Here is a 23369-nt window from a genome sequence, read left to right on the forward strand (position 1 = left end):
TCAGTGTTCACGGCTCTGGAAGGGCTGATGGAGGGCGAGGTTCATGTGGATTCGGCAGAAGGGGGCTTATCTGCAGCAGGCTTCACAGAAAGAGCCCCGGCTGTACCTGGAGTGCCTGCACTGTTATGTCAAGGCGAATGCCGTGGAGAAGGCACAAGAAATCGTGCGGGAAATGACTAAGGCAGAGATCGAATGCGATCTGGAAGAATTGAACGGAGCCATTGCGTACTACCGGAGCGAAGGATTATGTTCGGCCTTCAAGGCTCCGGAGCGGACGATATGATCAACGTCTGGTGTACTTCTTCCGTTTATCCCAATTCGCTCTGTGAATAATTCAGCTTATATTCCTTGGGGCTCATCCCTGTGTATTTGGAGAACACATGAGTGAAATAGGCGGGTGTCTCAATGCCAACGGCTTCCGCGACTTCGAATACTTTACTCGCCGGATTCCGGAGCAGCTTCTTGGCCATGTCAATCCGGTACTTGTTGATCACATCGATGATGGACTCACCGGTGACCTTCTTATACAGGCGGCTGAGGTAGCTGCTGTTGATATGGATATGGTCGGCAATAATCTGCAGGCTCAGATTCTGATTGTAGTGCTCTCTGATATATTTCTGGCATTCAATTACGATGTAATTAGGCTGTCTGTCACTCATTGCCACTGCCCTGGAGCAGCTCAGAATCAGGCGCCCCAGGATATCTGCCAGCAGCTGGATGCTTTTGCTCTCCTGAATCTGCTTATACACGGCGGATTGGCTCTCCTCCATCTCCGGTGCGAAGGGCTGGCTTGTGCTCAGCAAGCGGAAGCAATAGGAGCTGATCAGCAGACAGGCTACCTTCACATTCTCAATCGGCTCTTTAATGCTTCTGTAGTTCTCCAGCAGCTGGTCCAACTGCCGGATGGCCGACTCGCTGTCTCCCTGCTGCAGATGTCCGGCAATCTGCTCGGCGGCATGATGGGGAGGGGCTGCAGGCGTAAGGGCTTGGTTCGCATGAGGGATATATACAGCCACATAATTATCATTATAAAAGCTGCCCTGCAGCGCCTCTCTCGCTTCAAAATAGGCCGTTGACAGCGTCGATATATCCCGGTGCAGCAGGCTGATGCCGATATTGACATGATACTGCCTGAAGTTCTCCGCCATGGCGAGAATTTCATTGCTGATTGTGAGCAGGGCCTGGGTGGAGACCGCGGTATTGCCGCCGGTCATGGAGACAAGCGCCAGCAGGGTGTTTTTCTCCATGGCCATAATATAAGAGGGATGCTCCCCGAAGGCCAGGGCAAGGAATTGGCGGATGGAGGCCAGGAAGCGGTAATGGTCATTCGCCGGGTTCACGGCAGAGCCGTGGGGTCCAGGTATATCTTTTACCTCCATATAGATAGCGAAATAGTCCTCCAGCTGCAGCCCCAGCTCGCTTGAGCGGCTGAATAGACCGGCTTCATCGCTAATCAGGCCATAGACGGCTTCCCGTAGGAATTTTTCGCTGATTTCGGACAGATTATCGTTGATTTTACTCTCCAGCTGCCGGACCTTCTGCTTCTGCTCCCGTTCTTTTTCCAGCAGCAGCGTGGCTTTCTCAATCGCCCGGGGAATCTGCTCTGTGGGATTGGTCTTGACTACAAAGTCTACAACTTCATATTGAATAGCCGTTTGGGCATAGGAGAAGTCTGCGAAGGCCGTAAGAATAATAACCTTCGTCTGCGGAAAGTGCTGGTGCAGATAATCCGATAAGGCAAGGCCATCCATTCCCGGCATGCGAATATCCGTGACAACGATATCGACATCGTAATAGCCCAGCAGCTCGACCGCCTCCAGGCCGTTCGACGCCTCACAAACAACCTCGCACTCAAGAATACTCCAATCGATGAAGCACTGCAGCCCTTTTTTGATCACAGGCTCATCGTCTACAATCATAACCTTATACATGTGTTAGTTCCCCCTGATCTTCCGGTATATGTAGAGTGACTCTCGCGCCTGCCCCAGGCTCGCTCTCGACCTCAATTCCATAAGGCTCGCCGTAGAGCAGCTTAACCCGTTTATGCGTGTTGATCAGGCCGATATTGTTGTGGCCCTGCTTGCGCATCGTGTCGCTCTCGAAATGACTCCAATTCTTGGGCATATGCTCAAACCCGTTGCCATTATCGGTGATCTCGAAATAGACCGAATCGTTCTCGCGGTATATGCGGATGTTGATGTTTCCTTTGCCGAGCTTCCGCTCCACCCCGTGCACGACAGCATTCTCGACCAGCGGTTCGACACTCAGCTTGGGCAGCAGCAGATCCAGTATGGCCTCATCCTCGATCTGGATCGTGTATTCCATTTTGTCCTCGAACCTTTCCTTCTGCAGATACAGATAGAATCGGATGAAATCCAGCTCCTGCCGGATCGGGATTTTGGCCAGACTGCTCGAATAGATGCTTGCCTGCAGCAGCTCGGTAAGGGACGTTACCATCTTGTAAACGGTCTCATCTTTGGACAGCTTTGCCTTGTAGCCGATGGTAATCAGCGTATTGAACAGAAAGTGAGGATTCATCTGAGCCTGCAGAAATTTGAACTCTGACTCTTTGACCAGCAGATGCTTCTCATAGACTTCCTTGATCAGATAGTTGATCTCGTCAGTCATGTTGTTGAAGGTGGAACTGAGCTGGTTGAGCTCTGCATCCTTGAAAGCGGGCATTCTGGTGTTGTAATCCCCTTTCTTGACCTTACGGATACTCCGCAGCAGATCGCGGATAATCCGGGTGAAGCGAAGCGATAGCAACACACCTGCTGCAAGCGAGACGAACGCGATCAGCGCGATAAACCAAATATAATTGTGCATGCTGCCGGATAATTTGGCGAGTACCTGCTTCCTCGGAATACCGGCAATGAAGGTGAGCCCGGTTGTACCGATGCTGCGGGAAGCGGCTAGATAAGTCTCCTGATTAAGCTTGACCTCACTTACTTCCGTATGATCCCTCAGCGCAAGCACATCGGGAGGAGCAGTTGAACCTAATTCCTGCTTACCCGCACTAGAATAGATGACTCCCTGGTTATCAATGATGTAGGCCATGGCGCCCGGGTATTCGAGCAGTCCGGAATATTTCTCCGCTAAATCAGCTTCATTCGTGCCGAAGATCAGCACCAGGCGTTGCTCGGGAAGATTAATATTGGACATCACCCGGGTGAAATAGAGCGTGGGATCGCCGGGACTTGGTGTCAATATTTCTTTGCCGCGGACCATTCTGCCGTTAACCGACTGATAGACTGCGAGATTATTCCGGTTAATCTGCTCAATGTTTGGCGGGGACTTCAGAACGGATACATAGTTGTCGTTATCAAAAAATACATAGGCCGTTGACAGCAGGCTGATATTCCAAGCATTGTTGAACATAAGGCTGTACTTCAAATCCTCTTCCATTTCACTTTTATTGACGAATTTCTTGTAGAAGTCATCGCTTAGCGACATATCGTCGATTAACCAGCTTCTTAACATTTTAGTAGAGAGGAAATGCAGGGAGGTATTATCAATAATCTGAAAGGACTTCTCGATATTGTCGTTGGTCTGGCGGATCAGCAGGGACAGATTATCATTGGCATTCCTCGTTAGAATCTGGGAGATGCTCCAATAGAAGTAGCAGCCGGCGAACGTCATCGGAAGCAGAATTAGCAGGAAGATAATAATGACCATTTTATTTCGTACCGGAATTAGGGAGAAACGTCCGAGTAGGGGACGAAGGCTGATCCGCTTCAGGATATGCTGATTGGACATGTTGGTTGCTCCTTGCTGATGAGTCTGTAGTACAGCCATTATATATTCATTTCTTGACAGCGAATAGCAGAGCCGGGTGAAATCGTGCCGTTTCCGGCCAGATGGTAAAGATAACGATACAGAGTTAAAGAAATCTGAAAACCCTTACACCAACCTCGCTGCCAAATCACATTTGCTCAAGATATTATAAAAGATCATGCAGAAAAACGAATTCTATCCTTTTTTTCTTTGGTCTACAATGAGAGCTGTAAACAACTGTAATTGGCTGCAGGGGGATGCCCTGGCTTAAGCCATCATTCTAAAGGGGGATTTATTGTGCGAAAGTCTTTGTACAAAGCGGGCTGTACCTTAGCAGGCATGCTGATGCTGACCATGTCCATTACGGCATGCGGATCAGGAAATTCAGCAGAGAATAATGGAGCAGCCGCAACGGCAGGCTCAGGAAATGCAGCAGCGCCTGCGGCTAAAGCTCCGGTCAAAATTTCTTATCTTACCTTCCGGGTCGGCACGCATGCGTCAGCCAAAATGGAGGAAGAGCAGATCAAGCAGTTCAATGCCAAGTATGGCAATGAAGTGGAGGTTGTGGTTGAAGAAATTCCAAGTGATGCCGCATACGTGGATAAGATTAAGATTCTGGCAGCCTCCGGGGATGTGCCGGATGTCGTTATGGGCAAGGACGGAATTAATGATGTCCTGATCAAAGGAAATCTTGCAACCCCTTTCAATGATTATTTAGACAAGGACGCGGAATGGAAGGCAGCTATCGGAGAAGATGCACTTGCTTCCAATACCCGGGACGGGAAGATCTGGTCGATCAGTGATCAGAAGCAGAATATCGGCTACTTCTACAATAAAGAAATGTTTGACAAGGCAGGTATTAAGCCGGCGGAGACTTGGGATGAATTCATGAGCAACAACGAGAAGCTGAAGGCGGCAGGCTTCGTTCCCCTCGCCCTGATGACTGGGGAGAATGCCTGGACATCCAATCTGATTCTTGCTGCGATGATCGGCACTAACGGGGAGAACGGCAAGGCGTTCATGAACACCCTGCACCCTACCGACTTCAATACGCCCGAAATGATTCAGGCGCTTAATATGATGAAGGAGCTGCTGGAGAAGTATACGACGAAGGATGCGCTTGGAGCGGGCTATGCCAATGCAGCGAACGCATTCAGCCAGGGCAAGGCAGCGATGATTGCCAACGGTCCCTGGATGATTGGAGACTTCAGCGATCCGACCAAATCCAGTGAAGGCTTCGATGCAAAGGTGGGCGTTGCCGCGTATCCGAATAACAGCCTGATTTCCACTTATGAGGTTGGATATATGATCGGAGCCAAAACGCCGGAAACCCGCGATGCGGCGGAGAAATTCATCAAGTTCAAAACAGGGCTTGAAGGACAGACCCTCGCGCTTGAATACGGCAATGTCATGCCGGTATCGAGTGAAGTTCAGCCATCAGATGCACTTAAAGAGAAGTATCCGATCATGGTCGAATCGATCACAGTCGCTCAAAAGACACAGCTGCATTACCGGACCCTGGACTCCATCGTCTATCCGAACGTAACGGATGCCTGGAAGAACCTGTATCCGAAGCTGGCGGCGGGCCGGGCAACGGCTGAAGAGATTGCCAAGGAACTGACTGAGATTGCTGCTAAGAATAAATAAAGAGTAATGTAAGCTGAGGATTGGGGAGGACCATATGGATGGTTAGGAAAAATAGAGGGTATATCACGCTTTTCCTGTTGCCGACTGTAGCATTGTTTATTATTGTCTATGCCGTCTCACTTGTCATTTTGTTCGGCACATCCTTTACGGAATGGTCGGCCGGACGCAGCCCGGTGTTTACCGGTCTCGCTAACTATATCAAGCTGTTTACGGACGATGCCGATTTTCGCCAAAGCGCTCTGAATACGGGGATCTGGGTCGTTCTGCAATCTACGATCCACGTTGCCATCGGCACCCTGTTCGCGGTTATTCTTAGTATGAAGGAATTCTACTGGAAGTTTGCCCGCACGGTGTACATGTTTCCGAATATTATCTCAGGGGCAGCTGTAGGTATGCTGTTCCTGTGTATGCTCAATCCTGAATTCGGTGCGGTGAACAGTATCGTCCGTTTATTCGGCAATGCGGATTACTCCCAGAACTGGTTCATGGATTATGCCACGGCTTTTCTATCCGTCACGATGACCTGGCTGCCTTATGCGGCAGTTGTCACGATTCTTATTCTGGCCGAGATTGCGGCCATTCCGGAAAGTCTGTTCGAATCGGCACGTATCGACGGGGCCAGCAATTTCAAGATCAACCTGTACATCATCATTCCTATGCTGCGCAATATTATCGGGACCTGCGTGATTCTGTCGGGAACAAGCATGCTGCAGAAGATGGATATTATTCTAATGACAACAGGCGGCGGACCCGGCAATCAAACGATGAATTTGCCCATTTACATTTACAAAACCGCTCTCATGGACAATAACTTCGGTTATTCCAACTCCGTGGGCGTTTTCCTAATCGGCTTTGGCTTGATCTTTGTCCTGCTATGCCGAAATCTGTTCAGAATAGGCAGCTCCCAAAACTGAATGGAGCGGATGGGGTGAGAATGTTGAAAAAAAGTTTGGGTGTACTTAAGTATGGATTTGTAATCCTGATTGTCCTGTTGTCGCTGGGTCCGTTCCTGTGGGTGCTGCTGGCTTCGTTTAAGACGAATGCCGAGATTCTGAGCAATTCCCTCGGCTGGCCAAGCAGCTTCCGCTTCTCCAATTATACGAAGGCCTTCCAGATCGCGCCGATATCCCGATTCTACATCAACAGTGTAATTGTGGGGATTTTTGGAACACTGCTCAATCTGCTTTTGCTCGGAATGGCAGCCTATGTCCTGGCGCGCTTTCAATTCCGCGGTAAAAAGCTGCTGATGGGAGCCTTCTCCCTCTCGCTGCTGATTCCCGGCGCTGCGATGCTGCAGCCGCTGTACTTGACGGTTAACGCGCTTGGGCTGTATGACAAGCTGATCGGACTTATTATTGTGTATACCGGCTTCGGATTGCCGGTCTCGCTCTACATTCTATCCAGCTACTTCCTGACGATTCCCAAGGAGATGGAGGAATCGGCTTACCTGGATGGGGCCAGCTTCATTCAGACCTTCTTCCGGATTATACTGCCGATCTCGAAGCCGGGCTTCGGCACGGCGGGAGTCATGCAGTTCCTGCTCTGCTGGAATGAATTTCAATTCGCGATCATTCTGACGACAGGCAATCAGAGCCGGACCCTGCCGCTGGCGCTCTATTATTTCAAAAGCCAGTTTGCCAGTGATTACGGCGTTATGTTTGCCGCTACGATGGTCGTCATCATCCCGAGTATTGTAGTCTATATCCTGCTGCAGGAGCAGGTAGTATCCGGACTTGCTGCGGGAGCGGTCAAGGGATGACGGAGCGGACAGGAATGCCATGGAAAGATACAAGAGAATTGGGGGGTTGCAGATGAATGAAGAACACCTGTGGTGCCTGAAAGAAAACGGGTATGAGGCCGGACTGCATAAGCATTATGAGGGGTTGTTTACCCAGGGGAACGGCTATATGCATGTCCGTGGAAGCTTTGAGGAGGGATGCAGCGATGCCCCTCAGGATGAGGAGTATCTGCGCTTTCCGGATAACGTCACGCTGGAGAAGCCGCGGCATCCGAAGTCCAAGCAGGGAACGTTCATCCCGGGTATTGTCGCAGAGCATCCGCTGCTGAAGGAGGAGATTGTTAATCTTCCTTATATGCTGGGGCTTGAATTGCGATCTGCAGGCGAGAGCCTGGATATGGACCGCTCCCGGATCAGCGGCTACAGCCGCTGGCTGGATCTGAGGGATGGATGTCTTCACCGTTCATTGATCTGGGAGACAGCAGAGGGCATGCAGCTTCAGTGCATCTTCGAGCGCTACATCAGTATGGCGGACACCCATCTGTGTATCCAGCGCATACAGGTTGAGGTGCTGGCAGGGGAAGGCACACTGGAGGTTGCTGCTTCCCTTCGGGGAGATGTACGCACCAATGGAATGAATCATTTTGATAGTGTGGTTCCCACTGCGGAAGTTGGGGGCAGCCTGTCGCTTGAAACGCTGACGGAGCAGGGTAACCGGATCTTCATGCACTCTGCGCTGGACGCCTCTGAAGCGGTGATCTGGCAGGAGGAGAATAGCCTGGCGGCGGCGGCTCTCCGGGGTGAGTTCGCTGTGCAGACCGGGGACCGGCTGACTGTCAGCAAGCTGACGGCGGTGACCACGGACCGGGATATGGAGGAAGGCGGAGCCGGCAGCAGAGCGCTTGCGCAGCTCAGCCATGCATGTGAGATAGGCTGGGACCAGCTGTATGAACGGCATGCAGCTTGCTGGAAGAGTAAGTGGCAGGAGGCCGATATCATCATCAAGGGAGATGATCTGGCGCAATTAAATGTCCGGGCTTCACTCTATCATCTGCTTCGTGCCAATGCACCGGAGGATGCCCGGGTGGCGATTTGTGCTAAGGGGTATGCCGGTGAGGCCTATTTCGGCAGGTATTTCTGGGACACGGAGATCAACCTGCTGCCCTTCTACCTGCATACCAACCCGCAGGCGGCCCGCAATCTGCTTCTGTTCCGCTACAATACGCTGGACGGAGCCAGACGCAATGCGCAGAATTATGGCTACCGGGGAGCAAGATATGCCTGGGAGTCCTCGTTAAGCGGGGATGAACAATGTGCCAACTGGCAGTACGCCGACCATGAAATTCATATAACAGCGGATATAGTGTATGCTCTCTACCATTATGTGCGGGCAACAGGCGATGAAGATTTCCTGGAGCACTACGGCATTGATATTCTGGTGGAGACGGCACGGTACTGGTGTGACCGGGTAGACTGGAACCGGGAAGGAGTGGGCGAGTTGCTCGGCGTGATGGGACCGGACGAATATCTGCCCTTTACCCGCAACAATGCCTTCACCAACCGCATGGTCAAGTTCAGTCTGGAGCAGACCGTAACCTGTCTGGACCGCCTGATGAGCAGCAAGCCAGCCAGCTATGCGGCTGCGGCAGAGCGCCTGAACATTCTTCCGGAGGAACGGGAGCTGTTCCGGCACACGGCGGAGAAGCTGCGGCTGCCCTATGACAGCAGAACGGATATTGTTCCGCAGTCTGACGATTTTGCTTCTTACGCGGATTTAGATTTCGATAGCATCTGGACCGACAGATCCAGACCCTTCGGCCATTTCATCTCCCAGGAGCGCAATTACCGGTCCAAGGCGCTTAAGCAGGCGGATGTGCTGGAACTGATGCTGCTGTTCCCGCAGGAATTCTCCCGGGAGCAGCTGAAAGCGGCCTATGACTATTATGAGCCGATTACAACCCATGATTCCTCCTTGTCCGTGGCAGTTCACGGCATTGTGGCCTCCTGGCTGAATCAGCCGAAAGCGGCGGCAAATTTCCTGCAGCGGGTGATGGATATCGACCTTTCGCTGGAGAAGAAGGGTGCTGCCGAGGGAATACATATCGCGAATTGCGGCGGCTTGTGGCAGCTGATCGTATACGGGTTAGCCGGACTGAAGAGTGCGATGTGGAGCAAGGACATTAAGCTGGAGCCGCGGCTGCCTAAGGGCTGGACGAAGCTGAGCTTCCAGCTTGCCTGGCAGGGGGAGCGCTACCGGATCACGATTCATCCGGATGCTCATGCAGTGCACAAGCTGGAAGGGAGGGGCTATGTTGCGGGCACAACCCTTTGAGGCAGCTATCTTTGATCTGGATGGTGTCATTGTCGATACCGCGAAATTTCACTATCAGGCCTGGAAGCGTCTTGCCGGTGAGCTCGGCTTCGATTTCAACGAGAGCACGAATGAGCAGCTGAAGGGCGTTAGCCGTATGGAATCGCTTGAACTTCTGCTGCGGTCCGGCGGAATAACAGATCTGACGGCGGAACGTAAGGAGGAGCTGGCCTCCCGCAAAAATGAGTGGTACAAGGAGCTGCTGGAGACACTTACTCCGGACGATGTATTACCCGGTGTAAGCAGCTTTCTTGGGCTGTTGCGCTCCCGCGGGATCAGAACAGCGATTGCCTCGGCGAGCAAAAATGCTCCGCTGATTCTGGAGAAGGTGAACATCAGGCCGCTGTTTGACGCAGTGGCGGACGGGAACACCATCGGCAGGGCGAAGCCGGACCCGGAGGTGTTCCTGCAAGCAGCCAGGCTGCTTGATGTGGCCCCGGCCGCTTGTCTGGTCTTTGAAGATGCGGCCGCCGGTGTAGAAGGGGCAATCCGGGCGGGCATGCGCGTGATTGGCATCGGAGACGGAAGGCTGCTTGACCGCGCCGACCTTACCATCGCCAGCTTTGAACAGCTGGAACCCGTGTTTCTGCTTAGCCACATTGACTTAAACGGTGACAGCGGAAGGGGGGAGGTGGATGAATGAACGGTGAGCAAGTAGACAACGAGCGGAAAAGCGATGAGAGTATAAGTAATGGGCGAGTAAGCAATGAGCAGAACGGCAATGAGCTAAATAGCAATCAGCGAGTAAGCGAATTGACGCTGGAGCAGCTGCAGCCGGGCACTCGCCAGGTGCTGCCTGGAGGAGGCTTTGTCACCCTGACGCTTGTTACAGACTCCTTCGGCTCGCACATACACCTGTTGACTATATCCAATGGCCGGCTGGTCTTTACGGTGATACTGGAGCGGGGGATGGACATTGGGGAAATCTGGCTGGAAGCGGAGAAAATCAGCTGGGAGCGTGACGAACGGTATCTGCTCCATCCGGATCATGTAGATCTATCCGACAATGAGCATTCGGGCTGGGATTCAGGCTTCTATGCAGCGGTAGCTGCCATTGGGCCAGAAATCTTCGGCACTCCGGATGAGGTAAGAACCGTCCACGGGACGGGGTCTTACTCCTCCGCGCAGCCGGGATCGGTGAGGCTGACCTGGGATGAGCAGCAGATCTGCCTGGAAGGTAATGTTCCGGTGAGAGGATACGGGCCGCTGCCTGTATATGCCAAAACAGTCCGGATCGTAATCCGTTACGGGGCAGCTACGCTGTTCCGGGAGGATACGGTGCTGAATTTAACGGATGTCGCCCAGCCAGTGGATGACGGGTATCATATTCAGCTGGCAGGAGCTTATATGTCAGGTGGGGGGAGTTATGTCCTGCCGGTCTCCACCGCAAAAATGCTGCTCCGCGACTCTGCCCCGCCTGAGGTGGACCCGTTAATCATCTACGATGCCGAAACGAGGCTGGACCCGATCCGCTGTTATCAATACGTTCCTGAGCCGGTAGAGGGGCTTGCGGATCTGCCGCAGGTCCGCGACTATTGCGCAGACGGGGGCGGTGAGCAGCTGACAGCCGAGATGCTGGTGAACGCCGGGCAGGATACGGCAGCCTATGTCATTCGTTCGCTGCAATGTTATCCCCGGTCACTAATCGCCAAGCGGGCGGTCAGTGACCGGATGTATGCGCTGGAGCCTTGCAAGACCAGACCCAATTCACTGGAGCAAAAAACGATAGATGGTGAAGTGATCTATATCGGCCCCCACGGCCAGAGCACCGGCTGGATCATCATAGGGGCAACACGTGATCCGCAGGAAATCACAACCCTTACGCACATGATCCGTAGCGCAGTAAATTAATTGATGTATGCCAGTAGCGCGGACACCATCCACATTCAAATGAAACTACAAATAACCAGCCGCCGGAAATCTACCGGCGGCTGGTTATTTTCTTTTGGTTTCTGTCGGGTTGGGCTTCTGATCAAAGGTTGCTTGCTTTGCCAGCTGCTGCGAGGTATGTCAGGCCAAATGTATGCGAAAAACCGAATACAATGTGCTTCCACGAAGGTAACCGGGCCAAATGTAAGCGAAAAACCGAATACAATCGGTGCGACCCCCTTATCCCGGAGTCCTCCGTATAAAATCGGTACTTGTCGTAGCCTTGCTCTTTATTTCGCTTTTTCTCTCGGCCAGAAGAAGCAGGACTGGTCTTCTAGGGTCAGCACCCACTCCGCAAAGGTAGCTGGCGGCATGTTGCGAAGACTCGTATGCATTCTGCGGTTATTGTAAAAGTCCATGTACCGGTCCACGGCTTCATAGGCCTCTTCGAACGTGTCGAAGGCCTCTTTGCGGAACAAATCCCGATCGATATTGCTGTGGAACGATTCAATAAAAGCATTTAAATCCGGCGTTCGAGGCGGAATGCGTTCATGGGTCATCTCCCAGCTTTCACACATGTCGCCAAACAGATGGCTGATGAACTGGGGGCCGTTGTCGGTGCGGATCACCGGGCGCGCGCTGCCAGGGGCGCAGTGTTGCTCCATGGCGCGTCCCAGCGTCTGGCAGGCGTGCTTGGCCTCACACGACGATCCTCGGTGATACCCGACGATAACCCGGGTAAACACATCGATAATGCTCAGGACGAAGAAATGCCGGTCCCGGCCCGCCACATACCCGTATTTAATGTCCATCTGCCAGAGCTGGCCCGCTCCGGTAATGACTCGGTTCTCCGGCAGCTTCCGGGGATGCTTAAAGCGCTTCTGACGCTGGGGCTGCAGGATCTCCAGCGCCTGACACAGCCGGTAGCTTTTCTTGTGGTTGAGCCTCAGCCCGTGCTGGTTCCACAAGCACTTGGCCAGCAGTTTGTACCCGTACACGTGCTCTTCTCCAGCGACCAGTTCCAGGAGCATTTCCTGGATCTGCTCGTCGCTAATCTTCTCTCCCGACTCGGTCAGGGAGTAGCCGGGTAGGGGTCTTCCACGCCCCTGGGGGACGGCCTGCGCCTCCTGCTTCTTGCGTTTCTTACGGTCGTAGTACGTAGACTCTGCTAGCCCCACGAGACGGAGCACCAAGGCTGCGGTATTCCCCTGCTTAATGAACATATCGGCTACCTCGATTTTTTCGGATAAGCAGGGGTTGGCTTTTTTAGCAGTTCACGCAGAATCTCAATCTCTAACTCCTTTTCACCGAGCATCTTGACGGCCTTCTCATATTTCTGCTCGACGTCCAGCAGGCGCTTCCGTTCCTCCACCTGGTCCTGGGGATACGGATGATCTTGCTCCCCATGGGCTTCCCGGTAATCCCTCACCCACTGATTCACCGTTGATGGAGTCACCCCATACTTTCGGGCAACCACCGCCGCCTTAATGCCAGACAACACCTCTTGCGCTGCCTTCTCTCTTGTTCCTGTTAAGTGTCCCATTCCGTTCATCCTCCTCCTGTATCTAGTCTACATTTTTGTGGGGGAGGACTCCAACTTCTTTAGGGGGCTGTGGAGCAATGTGCTACAGCGAAGGTAACTAGACCAAATGTAAGCGAAAAACTGAACACAATGTGTTATAGCGAAGGTATCAGGGCCAACTGTATGCGAAAAACCGAACACAATGTGCTACAGCGAAGGTATCAGGGCCAAATGTATGCGAAAAACCGAATACAATGTGCTACAGCGAAGGTAACTAGACCAAATGTAAGCGAAAAACTGAACACAATGTGCTGGCGTGAAGGCCACCGGGCCAAATGTAAGCGAAAAACCGAACACAATGTGCTTAAACGAGGGTAAACGGGCCAAATGGAAGGTCGCTGTACAGCCCGAATAAGCTACAGGTGAATAATTACAGGGTAAACAAAAGGCGCTTCCCCGGACAATGTTCCAGGGAAGCGCCTTGTTTATGCCTTGCAGCAGAACCGGTAATATCCGCCTCTCATTTCCTTACTTCAAATAATTCAGCAGAAGCTGTGCAGCTTCTGCACGGGTGGCAGCAGCCTTTGGAGCAAAGGTCCCGTCCGCCCGTCCGTTCACGAAGCCCAGTGAAGCGGCTGAGGCTACCTGTTCTGCTGCCCAGCCGGAGATCTCCGCTGCATCCTTCATAGAAGTGATGTCTACAGCGGCCGGGATTGCACCTGCACCATGCTGGAGCTTGTAAGCCCGCATCAGAATGACGGTCATCTCTTCACGGCTGATCTCTGCATTCGGCTGGAAGGACACCGGACTCCGTCCGGCAATCAGCCCTGCCTGCACCATGCCGGAAAGAGCATCCCTGTACCAGGCATCTTGCGGAACATCAGCGAATGCGATGCTGCCACTGCTGGCGCCGTTCCCGCTGATGTTCCCGCTGGCACCGCTACTATCGTTCCCGCTGGCACCGCTACTATCGTTCCCGCTGTTGCTGCCAACGTTTCCGCTGCCGCTGCCACCGCTGTTGCCGCCGCCCAGTTGCAGCACACCGGACATCAGCTGCACGAATTCAGCCCGGGTAATGTTCCGTCCAGGCTGGTAAGCCTGCTCCGTCACTCCCCGGATCAGATGTTTCGCAGACAGCTCATGCAAGGCTTCGAAGGCCCAGTGTGTAAGCGGAACATCACTGAATTGCTTGGAATACTCCAGCAGCGCGTACGTACCGCTGCCGTCAAGAAGTCCCTTCAGCCCGCCCGCTTCGGCTGCCCCGCCCAGATAAGTGAGTGTACCGTCACTGCTCACACGGTACAGGCCAAGCAGCCTCGAATCAAGCCCATCCGCTGGCCAGCTGACGCTTACCGGAACCGGATAATCCTCCAGATGGAGCGCTGTCCCGTCTGCGCTTACCAGACTCAGGTCATAATCCATCAGCTTGCCTTTCAGCGCTACGCCGGCTTCTGTCTTCAGCTTCACGGCTTCCAGTGCCTTAGGCTGCGCCTTCAGCACAATCTTGGCACCGCTGCTCCCGGCAGCAGGCACGGCTTCGGCCAGCTGCTTCAGCAGCTCCGGCGCCAGCACAAGCTCTATTCCGTCTCCCTGTACACGGAGGGAATGGGTTCCCAGCAGCGTCCCGGCATTCACCGGAAGCTCAACCGCAGCCGCTTGCCCTACCTGGACTGTAACCACACCGTTCACCGCAGGACTGCTCAACTGAGCGGCAGTAATGACTGCAGCCGAAGGACCCGGCGTTGCGGTAGGCTGTGGTGTTGCCGCAGGCTTCGCCGTAGATGACGGCGGACTGGTTGTCACCGGCGGGTCCGTTGGTGTCACCGGAGGATCTGTTGGCGTTACCGGCTGACGGCTGACAGTCAGCTCAATCGTCTCTGTAGGGACCGCATCCACATAAGCATACTCCCCGATCATACGGGTGTTCGTAACCTCAACCTTGTATGCCCCTGCATCAGTTATTGCAGCCTTATCCAGTGTCAGACTGCTCCCGGCGGCACCGTCCAGGACAAGGTCGTCCTTCAGCCAGCGGTAGCTCAGCTCTCCATACACAGAATGGGCTACAACGTTAAAGGTAACGGAATCCCCTTCCTTTACCGGATTTACACTTGCCGTGAACGACTGGATCACCGGAATTTCATGTGCCGGATAGACCTTGAGCACCAGCTCTGTTCCGGTGATACGTTCCGGATGCACCTCCGATTTGCCGGTCAGCACAACTCGGTAAGCTGTCCCGTTCTCTTCCATTCCCGGTGTGAAACGGTATACTGCACCGGTAACACTCGTTAGCGGCAGCCAATCGACGCTGTCTGGCCGCTTCATTTCCCAGCCGATAGACTCCACGTCACCTGTTGCATCAACAAGCAGCGTCAAGGGTTCGCCCTCAACGGCGTCCATCGCAGAAGGTAAATCTACCGCGAAGGCAGGGGTAATCCACTCTACTGCAGCCGGGAGCACTTGCAATATATATTCCTGCTCGCCGGTTAAGCCGCTATCGTCTGCCACAACCGCCTTATAGCGGTAGCCGCTCATTGCTTCCGTCAACGCCGCCAGCGTCAGGCTATCACCCGAACCGACCGGCTCGCCATAACCATAGCCATCGCCCTTGTCGAGGTACCAGGTGAAGGAGAGTGTTCCTTCACCTTTACCAGCGGCGCGGAGCATACCGTCCTGCCCCGCGCGCATCAAGCCCTCACTGACAATCTGTACCTCCGGCGCCTTTTGGGTCCATTTCGCCGTCAGCGTCATTACACCCGGCACGGTCTGATTGGCAAAATCCCATTTTTCTGAATCGTTGTACCAGCCCTCCAGCACATAGCCTTTATTCATTACGGCCGGAGCCGTTAACTGTTCGCCGTATGCAGCCTGAACGACTGTCTGCGCCGGACTTCCGCCATTCGCGTCAAAAGTAATATCATAGCGCCCGTTTAACTCGGTCAGAGCACTGATTTCGCTATTGCTGAGGTTGCGGATTTCAATTTTCATGCGCTGATTATCCTTCGCCTGGTCATCGGCTACTCTCACTACTGCACCGTCACTCTTGGACGCTCCTTCTACAGTAATTACTTTATTATTGCTTTTGTTAACGATCTTGTAGTAATCTCCGTCCTTCTCCAGCTTCCACTGCTGCGTATCCGGTATCGTTCCGGACGCTTTGATATTCTGACACAGCTGCTGGATCGCTGAACCGGGAAGAATATCGAGCACATGGCCGCTTTGGACCGATTGGATCTGATAATATCCTGTACCGAGATCCAGGAATCTCCACAGCTGATTATTGCCGTCGCCGTTGGACCACTGGTTAATCACCGCCAGCGGATCACTGGAGACTCTGTCCACATCCAATGCTTTTCCGCTGTGCTTGGGCTGGATTTTGACCATTTTCTCCGGAATGATCTTCCCCGCAATCGAGCTCATGAACCCGCCGCTCGTCTTATCAATTGTGAGACTGTCGACATTGAATCTGCCGGTATCTCCTTGTTCGCGGATGAATTCAATCGTATTCTTACCGGCTTTGAGATTCACGGACTCCGTACTGTTAGCCCAGATATCCCAATTCGCTGTCGGAGTTAAGGACACTTGCTTGATTCTCTGTCCGTTAACCATCATCGACAGGGTAATATTTGAGCTTTGTACACCGGAATACCGCAATGTCGACGTATAGTCAGCCGTATTAGGGACGTTCACTTCAAACTTCAGCGTGTCCCCGGTCTGCTCAAATCCGCCTACGAACCCGTTGCCCTCATACCATAAATGATCCCTGACAACCTTGAGGCTTCCTTGCCGGGTGGCATCTTCGGCCTGATACCTCCACGGAGTACGCTTATTAAGATGAACACTGTCCATATTTAGAATGCCGGAGTTTCCTGTTTCATTCTTATAAGTAATTGTGTTTTTACCCGCCTTCAGGCTTAATGTGTCAAGCTGCTCCTTCCAGACGGTAAGTCCGCCGGTAGAAGGGAGGGTGATATTCTTAATCTTCGTGCCGTTCAAATACAGGCTATAGGTCGAACCTGCAGCTTCTTTGGCATATCTCAGCTTCACATCATAGGATGCCGCATTCTCAACATTTACCGCGAACTCTACGGACGAACCCGCTTTGGACAGCCCGGTAACATAACCGGTTCCCAGATTTCCGTCTTTGGCGTAAACAACTGCAGCATCGTTCCCGCCAGCCAGCTTGGCATCTTCAGCTCCATAATGCCAGGTTGTGGCTTCTGTTACGGTTATAAAGTCCAGATTGACGTTGCCGGTGTCGCCTTCGTCATATTTATATGTGATCGTATTTTCCCCTTCTTGAAGGAAAACATTGTCATAGCGGTCGGCCCAGCGGTCCCAGCTTTTTAGGCTGAAGAAATCGACCTGCTTAAGCTTTTGCCCGTTCACATACATAGTCAGCGTCCGGTCATCGTTGAATCCCAGGCTGTAGCCCAGCTTAACCGAATAGCTGCCGGCAGCAGCGGCATTTACCTTGAAGGTAACTGCAGAGCTAGAGGTCCAGAGCCCTCCGGCAAATCCCGTTCCGCTGTAACCCGGATGATCTGCATCAGCCTTTGCATTTCCGGACAGTATGGCATTTTCTGCTTCATACAAGGTGCTGCGCTTGATAATCATGGCATCCAGAGCCAAAGCACTCTTGCCGGACAGGCGGATTGTATTGCTTCCGGCGTTAAGCGGAAGGTTATAAACGGATTTCAGATCGAAATTCGCCTCAAATCCGGCATTTGAAGGGAAGGACAGATCGCGGGTTGCTCCCCCGTTAACGCCTAATTTCATAGTAACCGGATTCGCCGTATTATTGTTGTATCGGAAATCCAGCGAGTAGGTCCCGCCAGCGGTAGTGTTAACTGTAAATTCTATATAGTCATTAGCGCTGCTGTTATTGTATTTTTCGTATACGCCGCCCGAAGCATAAGCGGTTGCTCCGGGGATTCTTGCTACTCCCGACAGCTTTGCCTCCTCGGCTTCATAGATTTCGCTTCTCTCTTCTCCGGAAGGTCTGTTCAGGACTGTGCCGGGATTGGAAGGAATGCCAAGATTGATGAAATCATTATCATCCCAATGGATCCGCTGCGCTCTGATTCCTCTGTTCCCGCCGCCTTGCCCGTGGGTCGGTATCCCGTGATACAGAATCCAATCCTCGCTGTCGTCTTCGGACTTCAGGAACAGGGGAGAGCCGGGGCCATACGAGCTGTTCTCGTCCGATCTTTTCATCGCAGGCTCAGGATATTTGACCCATGAATCCGCATTCATCACATCCGAGGATGCATCCGCAACGGATACGCCTACCGCATAGTTATCATTCATGAAGCTGCTGGCCGAGTATGCAAAATAGATTTTACCGTTTCTTTCGACTACCGCAGCGCCTTCGTTGATATTATCGTTTTTCTTTTCCCAATCATATTCCGGTTTGGCCACCGTGCCTTCCGGCCCCTCCAGGGTCCACGGGTTCTTCATTTTGACAATCGTCGGACTCTCATCGAATTTCGTATTATCCGGATTCTGCGGGTCCTTGAAATAATAGTATTTGGTATAGGTGAAGTAGGGTTCCCCTTTAATGGAGACTACGCCGCAGGCCAAACCATATCCCTGCGTGTTCAGCAGCCCCTGCTTGACCGTAACCTGCCCGTTGCTGTCTTCATTGGCGGATTCGCCCTTCAGCTCCCAGGTTCCTTCAAAAGGATCGGGCGATGCGTTCTCCAGAACATAGGAGCTTGGATGCCCATATCCGAAGCTGTTCTCCGGGCCGGAAGAGAAATACAGATACCACTTGCCGTCCAGCCGGTAGATATAAGGACCCCACACATAGCCGAAGTTATCGGGTTTCTTCCAGACCACTTTGCTTTTGGCCGTAGATACGCCGAGAATGGTTTCATGCCTCTTCAAGGTGATGTTATTATCGCCTGAAGATGCAGAATAGTAATAACCGTCAGCAGCCCTAGCCACGGTAGGATCAGCACCGCCCATCAGCGGGTTAACGTAATTAGAGGTTACATCCGCGTAAGAGATGCCTGACAGCAGTAATGAAAGTATCAACACCAGGGGGAGTAGCTTTAAGCTTTTTTTCCTCATATGAATCTCCTTTTCTAAGCAATTTCTGATCATTTTGACAATAAATATGTTCACTTGCCCTCCTCCGCAAAGATATGATCCCCGCTTTTCTTGAAACCGCTTACCATTAATTGCAGCGCTACGCATCCATTATAAAATAAGAGTGGAACTGTTTTTCCGCATCATGTTTTGCGATATTTTGAGGGATTGGCTGAGCCGGAGAGGGGGCGGGGACCGGAACACGGTTTTCTTGCTATATTTTTGGCTTTCTTATGTTATTTTGACTGGTCTTTATTGTAAAATTTGTTCTTAATAGAGGCAGGGAAATTTGGAGTCCTGGGTATGCTGATTATTTTTTGTATCCTGGCTGTTTATAATTTATACGATAACCACCAAGAGACGAATTCTGCATTAGTACTGTAAAATTCAAGCTGTTTGTAATCTTTTCCCCTTCAGCGGTTAATAATGCTTAGGACTAGCAGGCTGGAAAGGGGCAAGGGATGAATGAAACGCAAACTTTTACTGACCGGAGCGGCTGGAAGGATCGGCAACGCACTCTTCAAAGGGCTGAAAGAAGACAGCAGATATGAAGTAACCGGCGCAGATATACAGGCAGACGAAGAGCAGGGGATCGCCCAACTGGACATCAATGATGAAGCACGGCTGGCGGAGCTTACTAAAGATGTCGATACGGTGCTCCACTTTGCCTGGATTAAGGATGAAGACGATTTCCTCGGTAAAGTGCTTCAGGGGAATGTAGCGGGTGCGTATAAGCTGTTTGAGGCGGCGGTGCAGAATGGGGTGCGGCGCATTATATTCGCCAGCTCCAATCATGCGACCGGTTATTATAAGTCGGATGAGACAACGGGACCGTCTGACCCTTACCGGCCGGACAGCTTCTATGGATTAAGTAAATGTTATATCGAGCTGCTGGGCCGCCTCTATTCGGACCAGGGCAAAATCTCCTCGCTGAATATCCGGATCGGCAACTTCCCCGGGGACGACCGGCCCCATTCGGAGCGGGCAGGGCATATCTGGATCTCGGAGCGTGATTTGCTGCAGCTTGTCAACTGCTGTATCCAAGCGGATGAGGAGCTGCAATATTTGAATCTGTACGGGACCTCGGCGAATAGTGACAACTACTATACCATCGGTTATCTGGAGGAGCTGATCGGATACAAGCCCCAGGATGATGCGGCGGAGCTGCTCGAACAGGCGAAGGCGGAGGGCCGGGAAATACGCAAGGATGAAACCGAATATCAGGGCGGGCAGCAGGAGTAGGAAACAGCGCAACCCGCGATTTTCTGTTACCTGTATATAAAGAAGGCATGCGAAGATTATCTTTCGCGTGCTTTTTTTGTGCAAGCCATATACATACCTATACATACAAAGAAAAGGCTGAAACCCATCCCGAGCAAAGCACTGCTGTCCAGGGCTCCGGGGGATTGCTGCATAGTCAGCAGGGTGTATTGAGTGACTACGATGGAGACTAAGGCGTCGGTGAAGCTGAATATTTTGAGTGTGGATACAATGGGACCCTTCAGCTGCCGGTTAGCCGTCATGCTGCAAACCGCCATCCCAAGCTTGGTGAATGAAACGGCAGCGACGAGATAGACAAGGTTTCCGCTGAAAATAAGGGCATCCCCGAGGACATACATCCGCAGGGAAACGAGCAGATAACTGATGCCCAGCAGGCAAAGGAACAGGCCGCTGCGCCTGTAAATGTTATGCTCCAGCTGGAGCCTCTCGCCGGGTTGTTCGATTTGTTTGACGGCTGCGAACTTGTGGAGCGCCTGACCTCTTGCCGCACTGAGAATCAAATAATAAATGGCGTTGGTGATCAACCAGCCGGAAAGGAGGTACACGCCAAGAATCAGCTTGCCTGCGCCAATCACCGCATTAACAGCAAGCGATACAGTATTGACCATGGCGGTACGCTCCTGATTTGATATGACATTTAGTTTCAGCACCACGGACCTGCGGTATCCCTTCATCGGGTCGGATGAGCTTTTTTCGTATTTCTCCCTATGGTAAACTTTAGGTAAATTATCTAGGGGGCTGGACATGAGAAAGAGTATAATGGCATTATTATTTCTGTTCTGTTTGACTGCTTGTGGATCTTCAAATGGAGGACTTACCACGAAAGACTTAGGCATAAAAAAGGCGGATGATGATAAAGCGGTTGTTCAGTATGGAATGAGTCGTGTGGATGCGGAAAAAGTGCTTGGTGAAGGCGAAGATATAAAAATCGGCAATTCATTCGCTTACAGCTCCGGAGTAAGGATTATGTACCGTGAGGATAAAGTGGCGGGTATTAATTTGACTGAAGAATCGGAGGATATGTATGAGACGGTCGGCGGTTTGAAAATCGGAATGTCCAAAGAGGATGTTAAGAAAATTTATGGGGATCAATATCTGGCGGATCTTGAGAAAAATTTGGATTATGCTTACGATTCAGACAGCAAACAGTTTGTAAAAGAATCTGAGTGGGCTAAAAATATTGAAGATAACACAAAAATTCATCTCATTTCAGTTATGTTTGATGGTAGCGGAAATGTACGTAATATTCTGTTAACAGATAAGCAAATGGCCATAACGTATAGATGAATTGATAATGGTGTGTTCCCCTGCTTGCATTCAGTGGGGGTATTTACCTGCGAATATACATAATGTTCCAAGTGATTTGTGGTTCTGGATTGTACCGAGAAGATCCATACTCTATTCGCCAACTCATGGATTATGGCGGAGTAGTAAGGGGATACACGTCGCAATTATAATAGCCGCTGCCCGTTTTGTTCGGCAATTTGAATTTAGAGCATACATAAAGTAGCCCATTAACTTTTAATGATACATAATAAATAATCCCTGCTAACCCATCTGGTCGGCAGGGATTATTTATTGTCTGGCATGTTCAATTCATCCAATATCCTCAAGCAATTCCTTAGAATTATTCCGTACATTCCCCACAGCCGAAGGGACTTTATAAGCCCGCATTTTCGCTGCATCGTAAGGCTTCAGCAGTTTTAATAAGGACTCGACATCGTCATTGTCTCTTCCCAGCCAATCAGCTTCATCCTCAGGACGCAAGATCACGGGCATGCGGTCATGAATATCCTCCATCAAACTGTTCGGGGTAGTGGTAATGATGGTGCAGGTACTTAGTTTCTTTCCCTCCGGATCTTCCCAGGTGTCATACAATCCGGCGAAGGAGAAGAGGCTGCCATCACTCATGAGGATCCGATAGGGCTGCTTGCTGGTCCCGTCCTTTTTCCACTCATAAAATCCATCAGCTGGAATGATGCAGCGTTTAGATTTAAGCAGCCGTTTAAAGGCAGGTTTTTCGGATACCGTCTCCGCGCGGGCATTGATCATCTTACTGCCGATCTTATCGTCTTTGGCCCAGAACGGCACCAATCCCCAACGCAGTTCCCCAAGGCGTTTCCCCTCGTCACTGGCGATTACCGCCGGAACATTATGCATGGGAGCTACATTATAATTGGGTTTCAGTGTAGCTAATTTGCTGTCATCGATTAAGTAGTGCGTAATTAGTTCTTCCAGGGTGACCGTAATGGTAAAGCGTCCACACATATAATCAACCTCCTCATCCAATTATAGCGCTTGGCTTCTATGGATAGAGGAGGTAAGTGTTGGATTGATTATTCGGTTGCAATTATGCCAGCTGACTTCACCTTAATATTGCGTGTTGCCCGACTGGCTGGTTTTACCTGAGGCAAAGCCCTTAAACAAGGTGGGCACATTGTGATAGCGGGTGTTGGTGATTTTTGCGGCGCTGCTGCTGCTGTCTGTACGGAAGATGGAATCTTTGGCATTCGAGATGTCAGAGCTGTCCAGTGTGAAGTTCACGGCGTAGGAGGTTCCGCCGTTCTGGCGGGCCAGCTTGCCGATGTCGTCGGCTCTGAAGTTCTTAATGTTGATTGTGCCCGAAGCGTTTGCCTGAAACACTTTATCGTAAGCTTTATATGCACCTCCACCAGTAATATTGACTGTACCGGAGGCTTTCAGCGTCAATGCATCCTCGCCCACATCCTGCCAGGTTACATTAGAGATTGTAGCGTTTCCATAACAGTGCACCCCGTCTGCGCCGGGAGCACCGATAATTACATTTTTGAGTGTAGCATTCTTCTCCAGCCGGAAGATTGGCTTCTGGTTCTCTGCCTGGCTGCCATCTCCAAGTGTACTTGCATTGGCGACATAAGTCTGGCCATTGCCGTTAAAGGTCTCTCCTGCTGGAACAACAATCGTTGTACTGACAACAATTGGCGTTGCAGCGGATACCTTGGCCGGACTGGCAACATAGAACGAAGACAACATGACAACCGACAGGAGTAAGCCCACAACCTTTTTCAATAATATTCCGCCCTTCAACTGTAGAGTAT

Annotated in this window: 17 protein-coding genes; 9 read left to right on the forward strand and 8 right to left on the reverse strand. The window is 51.7% G+C overall.

Annotation, left to right across the window (positions count from 1 at the left end; genetic code table 11):
- Nucleotides 1-43: 43 nt before the first annotated feature.
- A complete protein-coding gene (locus MKZ24_RS14470) occupies nt 44-283 on the forward strand; it encodes a hypothetical protein (RefSeq protein WP_340784005.1) in 240 nt (79 codons plus the stop codon).
- Nucleotides 284-308: 25 nt separating this feature from the next.
- On the opposite strand, the gene MKZ24_RS14475 is transcribed toward MKZ24_RS14470, so the two are convergent.
- Together MKZ24_RS14475 and MKZ24_RS14480 are read right to left on the reverse strand one after the other, a co-directional pair.
- A complete protein-coding gene (locus tag MKZ24_RS14475) occupies nt 309-1931 on the reverse strand; it encodes a response regulator (RefSeq protein WP_042238238.1) in 1623 nt (540 codons plus the stop codon).
- Nucleotides 1924-3756: a sensor histidine kinase gene (locus tag MKZ24_RS14480; RefSeq protein ID WP_081956616.1), complete on the reverse strand. Its 1833-nt coding sequence runs from the start codon at nt 3754-3756 to the stop codon at nt 1924-1926. The genes MKZ24_RS14475 and MKZ24_RS14480 overlap by 8 nt, the downstream gene beginning before the upstream one ends.
- A gap of 315 nt (nt 3757-4071) precedes the next feature.
- On the opposite strand from MKZ24_RS14480, the gene MKZ24_RS14485 reads away from it, so the two are divergent.
- The 6 genes from MKZ24_RS14485 to MKZ24_RS14510 are packed head-to-tail and all read left to right on the forward strand — an operon-like array spanning nt 4072 to nt 11381.
- On the forward strand, nt 4072-5421 hold the full coding sequence (locus MKZ24_RS14485; protein WP_340784008.1) for an ABC transporter substrate-binding protein: 1350 nt from the start codon (nt 4072-4074) through the stop codon (nt 5419-5421).
- A gap of 38 nt (nt 5422-5459) precedes the next feature.
- Nucleotides 5460-6335, forward strand: a complete 876-nt coding sequence (locus MKZ24_RS14490; RefSeq protein ID WP_340784010.1) for a carbohydrate ABC transporter permease — start codon at nt 5460-5462, stop codon at nt 6333-6335.
- A 20-nt stretch (nt 6336-6355) separates the two neighbouring features.
- On the forward strand, nt 6356-7180 hold the full coding sequence (locus MKZ24_RS14495; RefSeq protein ID WP_039308352.1) for a carbohydrate ABC transporter permease: 825 nt from the start codon (nt 6356-6358) through the stop codon (nt 7178-7180).
- A 52-nt stretch (nt 7181-7232) separates the two neighbouring features.
- A complete protein-coding gene (locus MKZ24_RS14500; protein WP_340784014.1) occupies nt 7233-9491 on the forward strand; it encodes a glycoside hydrolase family 65 protein in 2259 nt (752 codons plus the stop codon).
- Complete coding sequence (gene pgmB, locus MKZ24_RS14505; protein WP_340784016.1) at nt 9469-10173, forward strand: beta-phosphoglucomutase; 705 nt, start codon at nt 9469-9471, stop codon at nt 10171-10173. The genes MKZ24_RS14500 and pgmB overlap by 23 nt, the downstream gene beginning before the upstream one ends.
- Nucleotides 10170-11381 carry a DUF4432 family protein gene (locus tag MKZ24_RS14510; RefSeq protein ID WP_340784019.1) on the forward strand — a complete coding sequence of 404 codons (1212 nt, stop codon included), beginning with the start codon at nt 10170-10172 and terminating at the stop codon, nt 11379-11381. The genes pgmB and MKZ24_RS14510 overlap by 4 nt, the downstream gene beginning before the upstream one ends.
- A 308-nt stretch (nt 11382-11689) precedes the next feature.
- Here the strand turns inward: MKZ24_RS14510 and MKZ24_RS14515 are convergent, their stop codons facing one another.
- The 3 genes from MKZ24_RS14515 to MKZ24_RS14525 all read right to left on the reverse strand — a co-directional run bounded on the left by MKZ24_RS14515 (nt 11690) and on the right by MKZ24_RS14525 (nt 18993).
- Nucleotides 11690-12622, reverse strand: coding sequence for an IS3 family transposase (locus MKZ24_RS14515; RefSeq protein WP_081956614.1), 933 nt, complete (start codon nt 12620-12622; stop codon nt 11690-11692).
- Nucleotides 12623-12627: 5 nt separating this feature from the next.
- Entirely contained in the window at nt 12628-12942 is a 315-nt protein-coding gene (locus tag MKZ24_RS14520; RefSeq protein WP_052415919.1) for a helix-turn-helix domain-containing protein, read from the reverse strand.
- Nucleotides 12943-13449: 507 nt separating this feature from the next.
- Nucleotides 13450-18993 (reverse strand): CBM35 domain-containing protein, encoded by a 5544-nt coding sequence (locus tag MKZ24_RS14525; protein ID WP_340784023.1) that lies wholly within the window; start codon nt 18991-18993, stop codon nt 13450-13452.
- Between the two features lie 483 nt (nt 18994-19476).
- Here MKZ24_RS14525 and MKZ24_RS14530 point away from each other — a divergent pair, with 483 nt between their 5' ends.
- Nucleotides 19477-20253: an NAD-dependent epimerase/dehydratase family protein gene (locus tag MKZ24_RS14530; protein ID WP_336102514.1), complete on the forward strand. Its 777-nt coding sequence runs from the start codon at nt 19477-19479 to the stop codon at nt 20251-20253.
- Nucleotides 20254-20309: 56 nt separating this feature from the next.
- Here MKZ24_RS14530 and MKZ24_RS14535 read toward each other — a convergent pair whose 3' ends face one another.
- A complete protein-coding gene (locus MKZ24_RS14535; protein ID WP_336102515.1) occupies nt 20310-20900 on the reverse strand; it encodes a hypothetical protein in 591 nt (196 codons plus the stop codon).
- Nucleotides 20901-21036: 136 nt separating this feature from the next.
- Here MKZ24_RS14535 and MKZ24_RS14540 point away from each other — a divergent pair, with 136 nt between their 5' ends.
- Nucleotides 21037-21579 carry a thiol-activated cytolysin C-terminal domain-containing protein gene (locus tag MKZ24_RS14540; protein WP_340784028.1) on the forward strand — a complete coding sequence of 181 codons (543 nt, stop codon included), beginning with the start codon at nt 21037-21039 and terminating at the stop codon, nt 21577-21579.
- 309 nt (nt 21580-21888) lie between these two features.
- Here MKZ24_RS14540 and MKZ24_RS14545 read toward each other — a convergent pair whose 3' ends face one another.
- Both MKZ24_RS14545 and MKZ24_RS14550 read right to left on the reverse strand, forming a co-directional pair.
- The gene (locus MKZ24_RS14545; protein WP_336102520.1) at nt 21889-22560 is read right to left on the reverse strand and encodes an SOS response-associated peptidase; all 672 of its coding nucleotides are present in this window, start codon (nt 22558-22560) and stop codon (nt 21889-21891) included.
- A gap of 102 nt (nt 22561-22662) precedes the next feature.
- Nucleotides 22663-23304, reverse strand: coding sequence for a pectate lyase (locus MKZ24_RS14550; protein WP_445324190.1), 642 nt, complete (start codon nt 23302-23304; stop codon nt 22663-22665).
- Nucleotides 23305-23369: the final 65 nt, after the last annotated feature.

It is taken from the genome of Paenibacillus sp. FSL R7-0297, assembly GCF_038009025.1.
In the GTDB taxonomy this organism is placed as follows: Bacteria; Bacillota; Bacilli; order Paenibacillales; family Paenibacillaceae; genus Paenibacillus_AQ.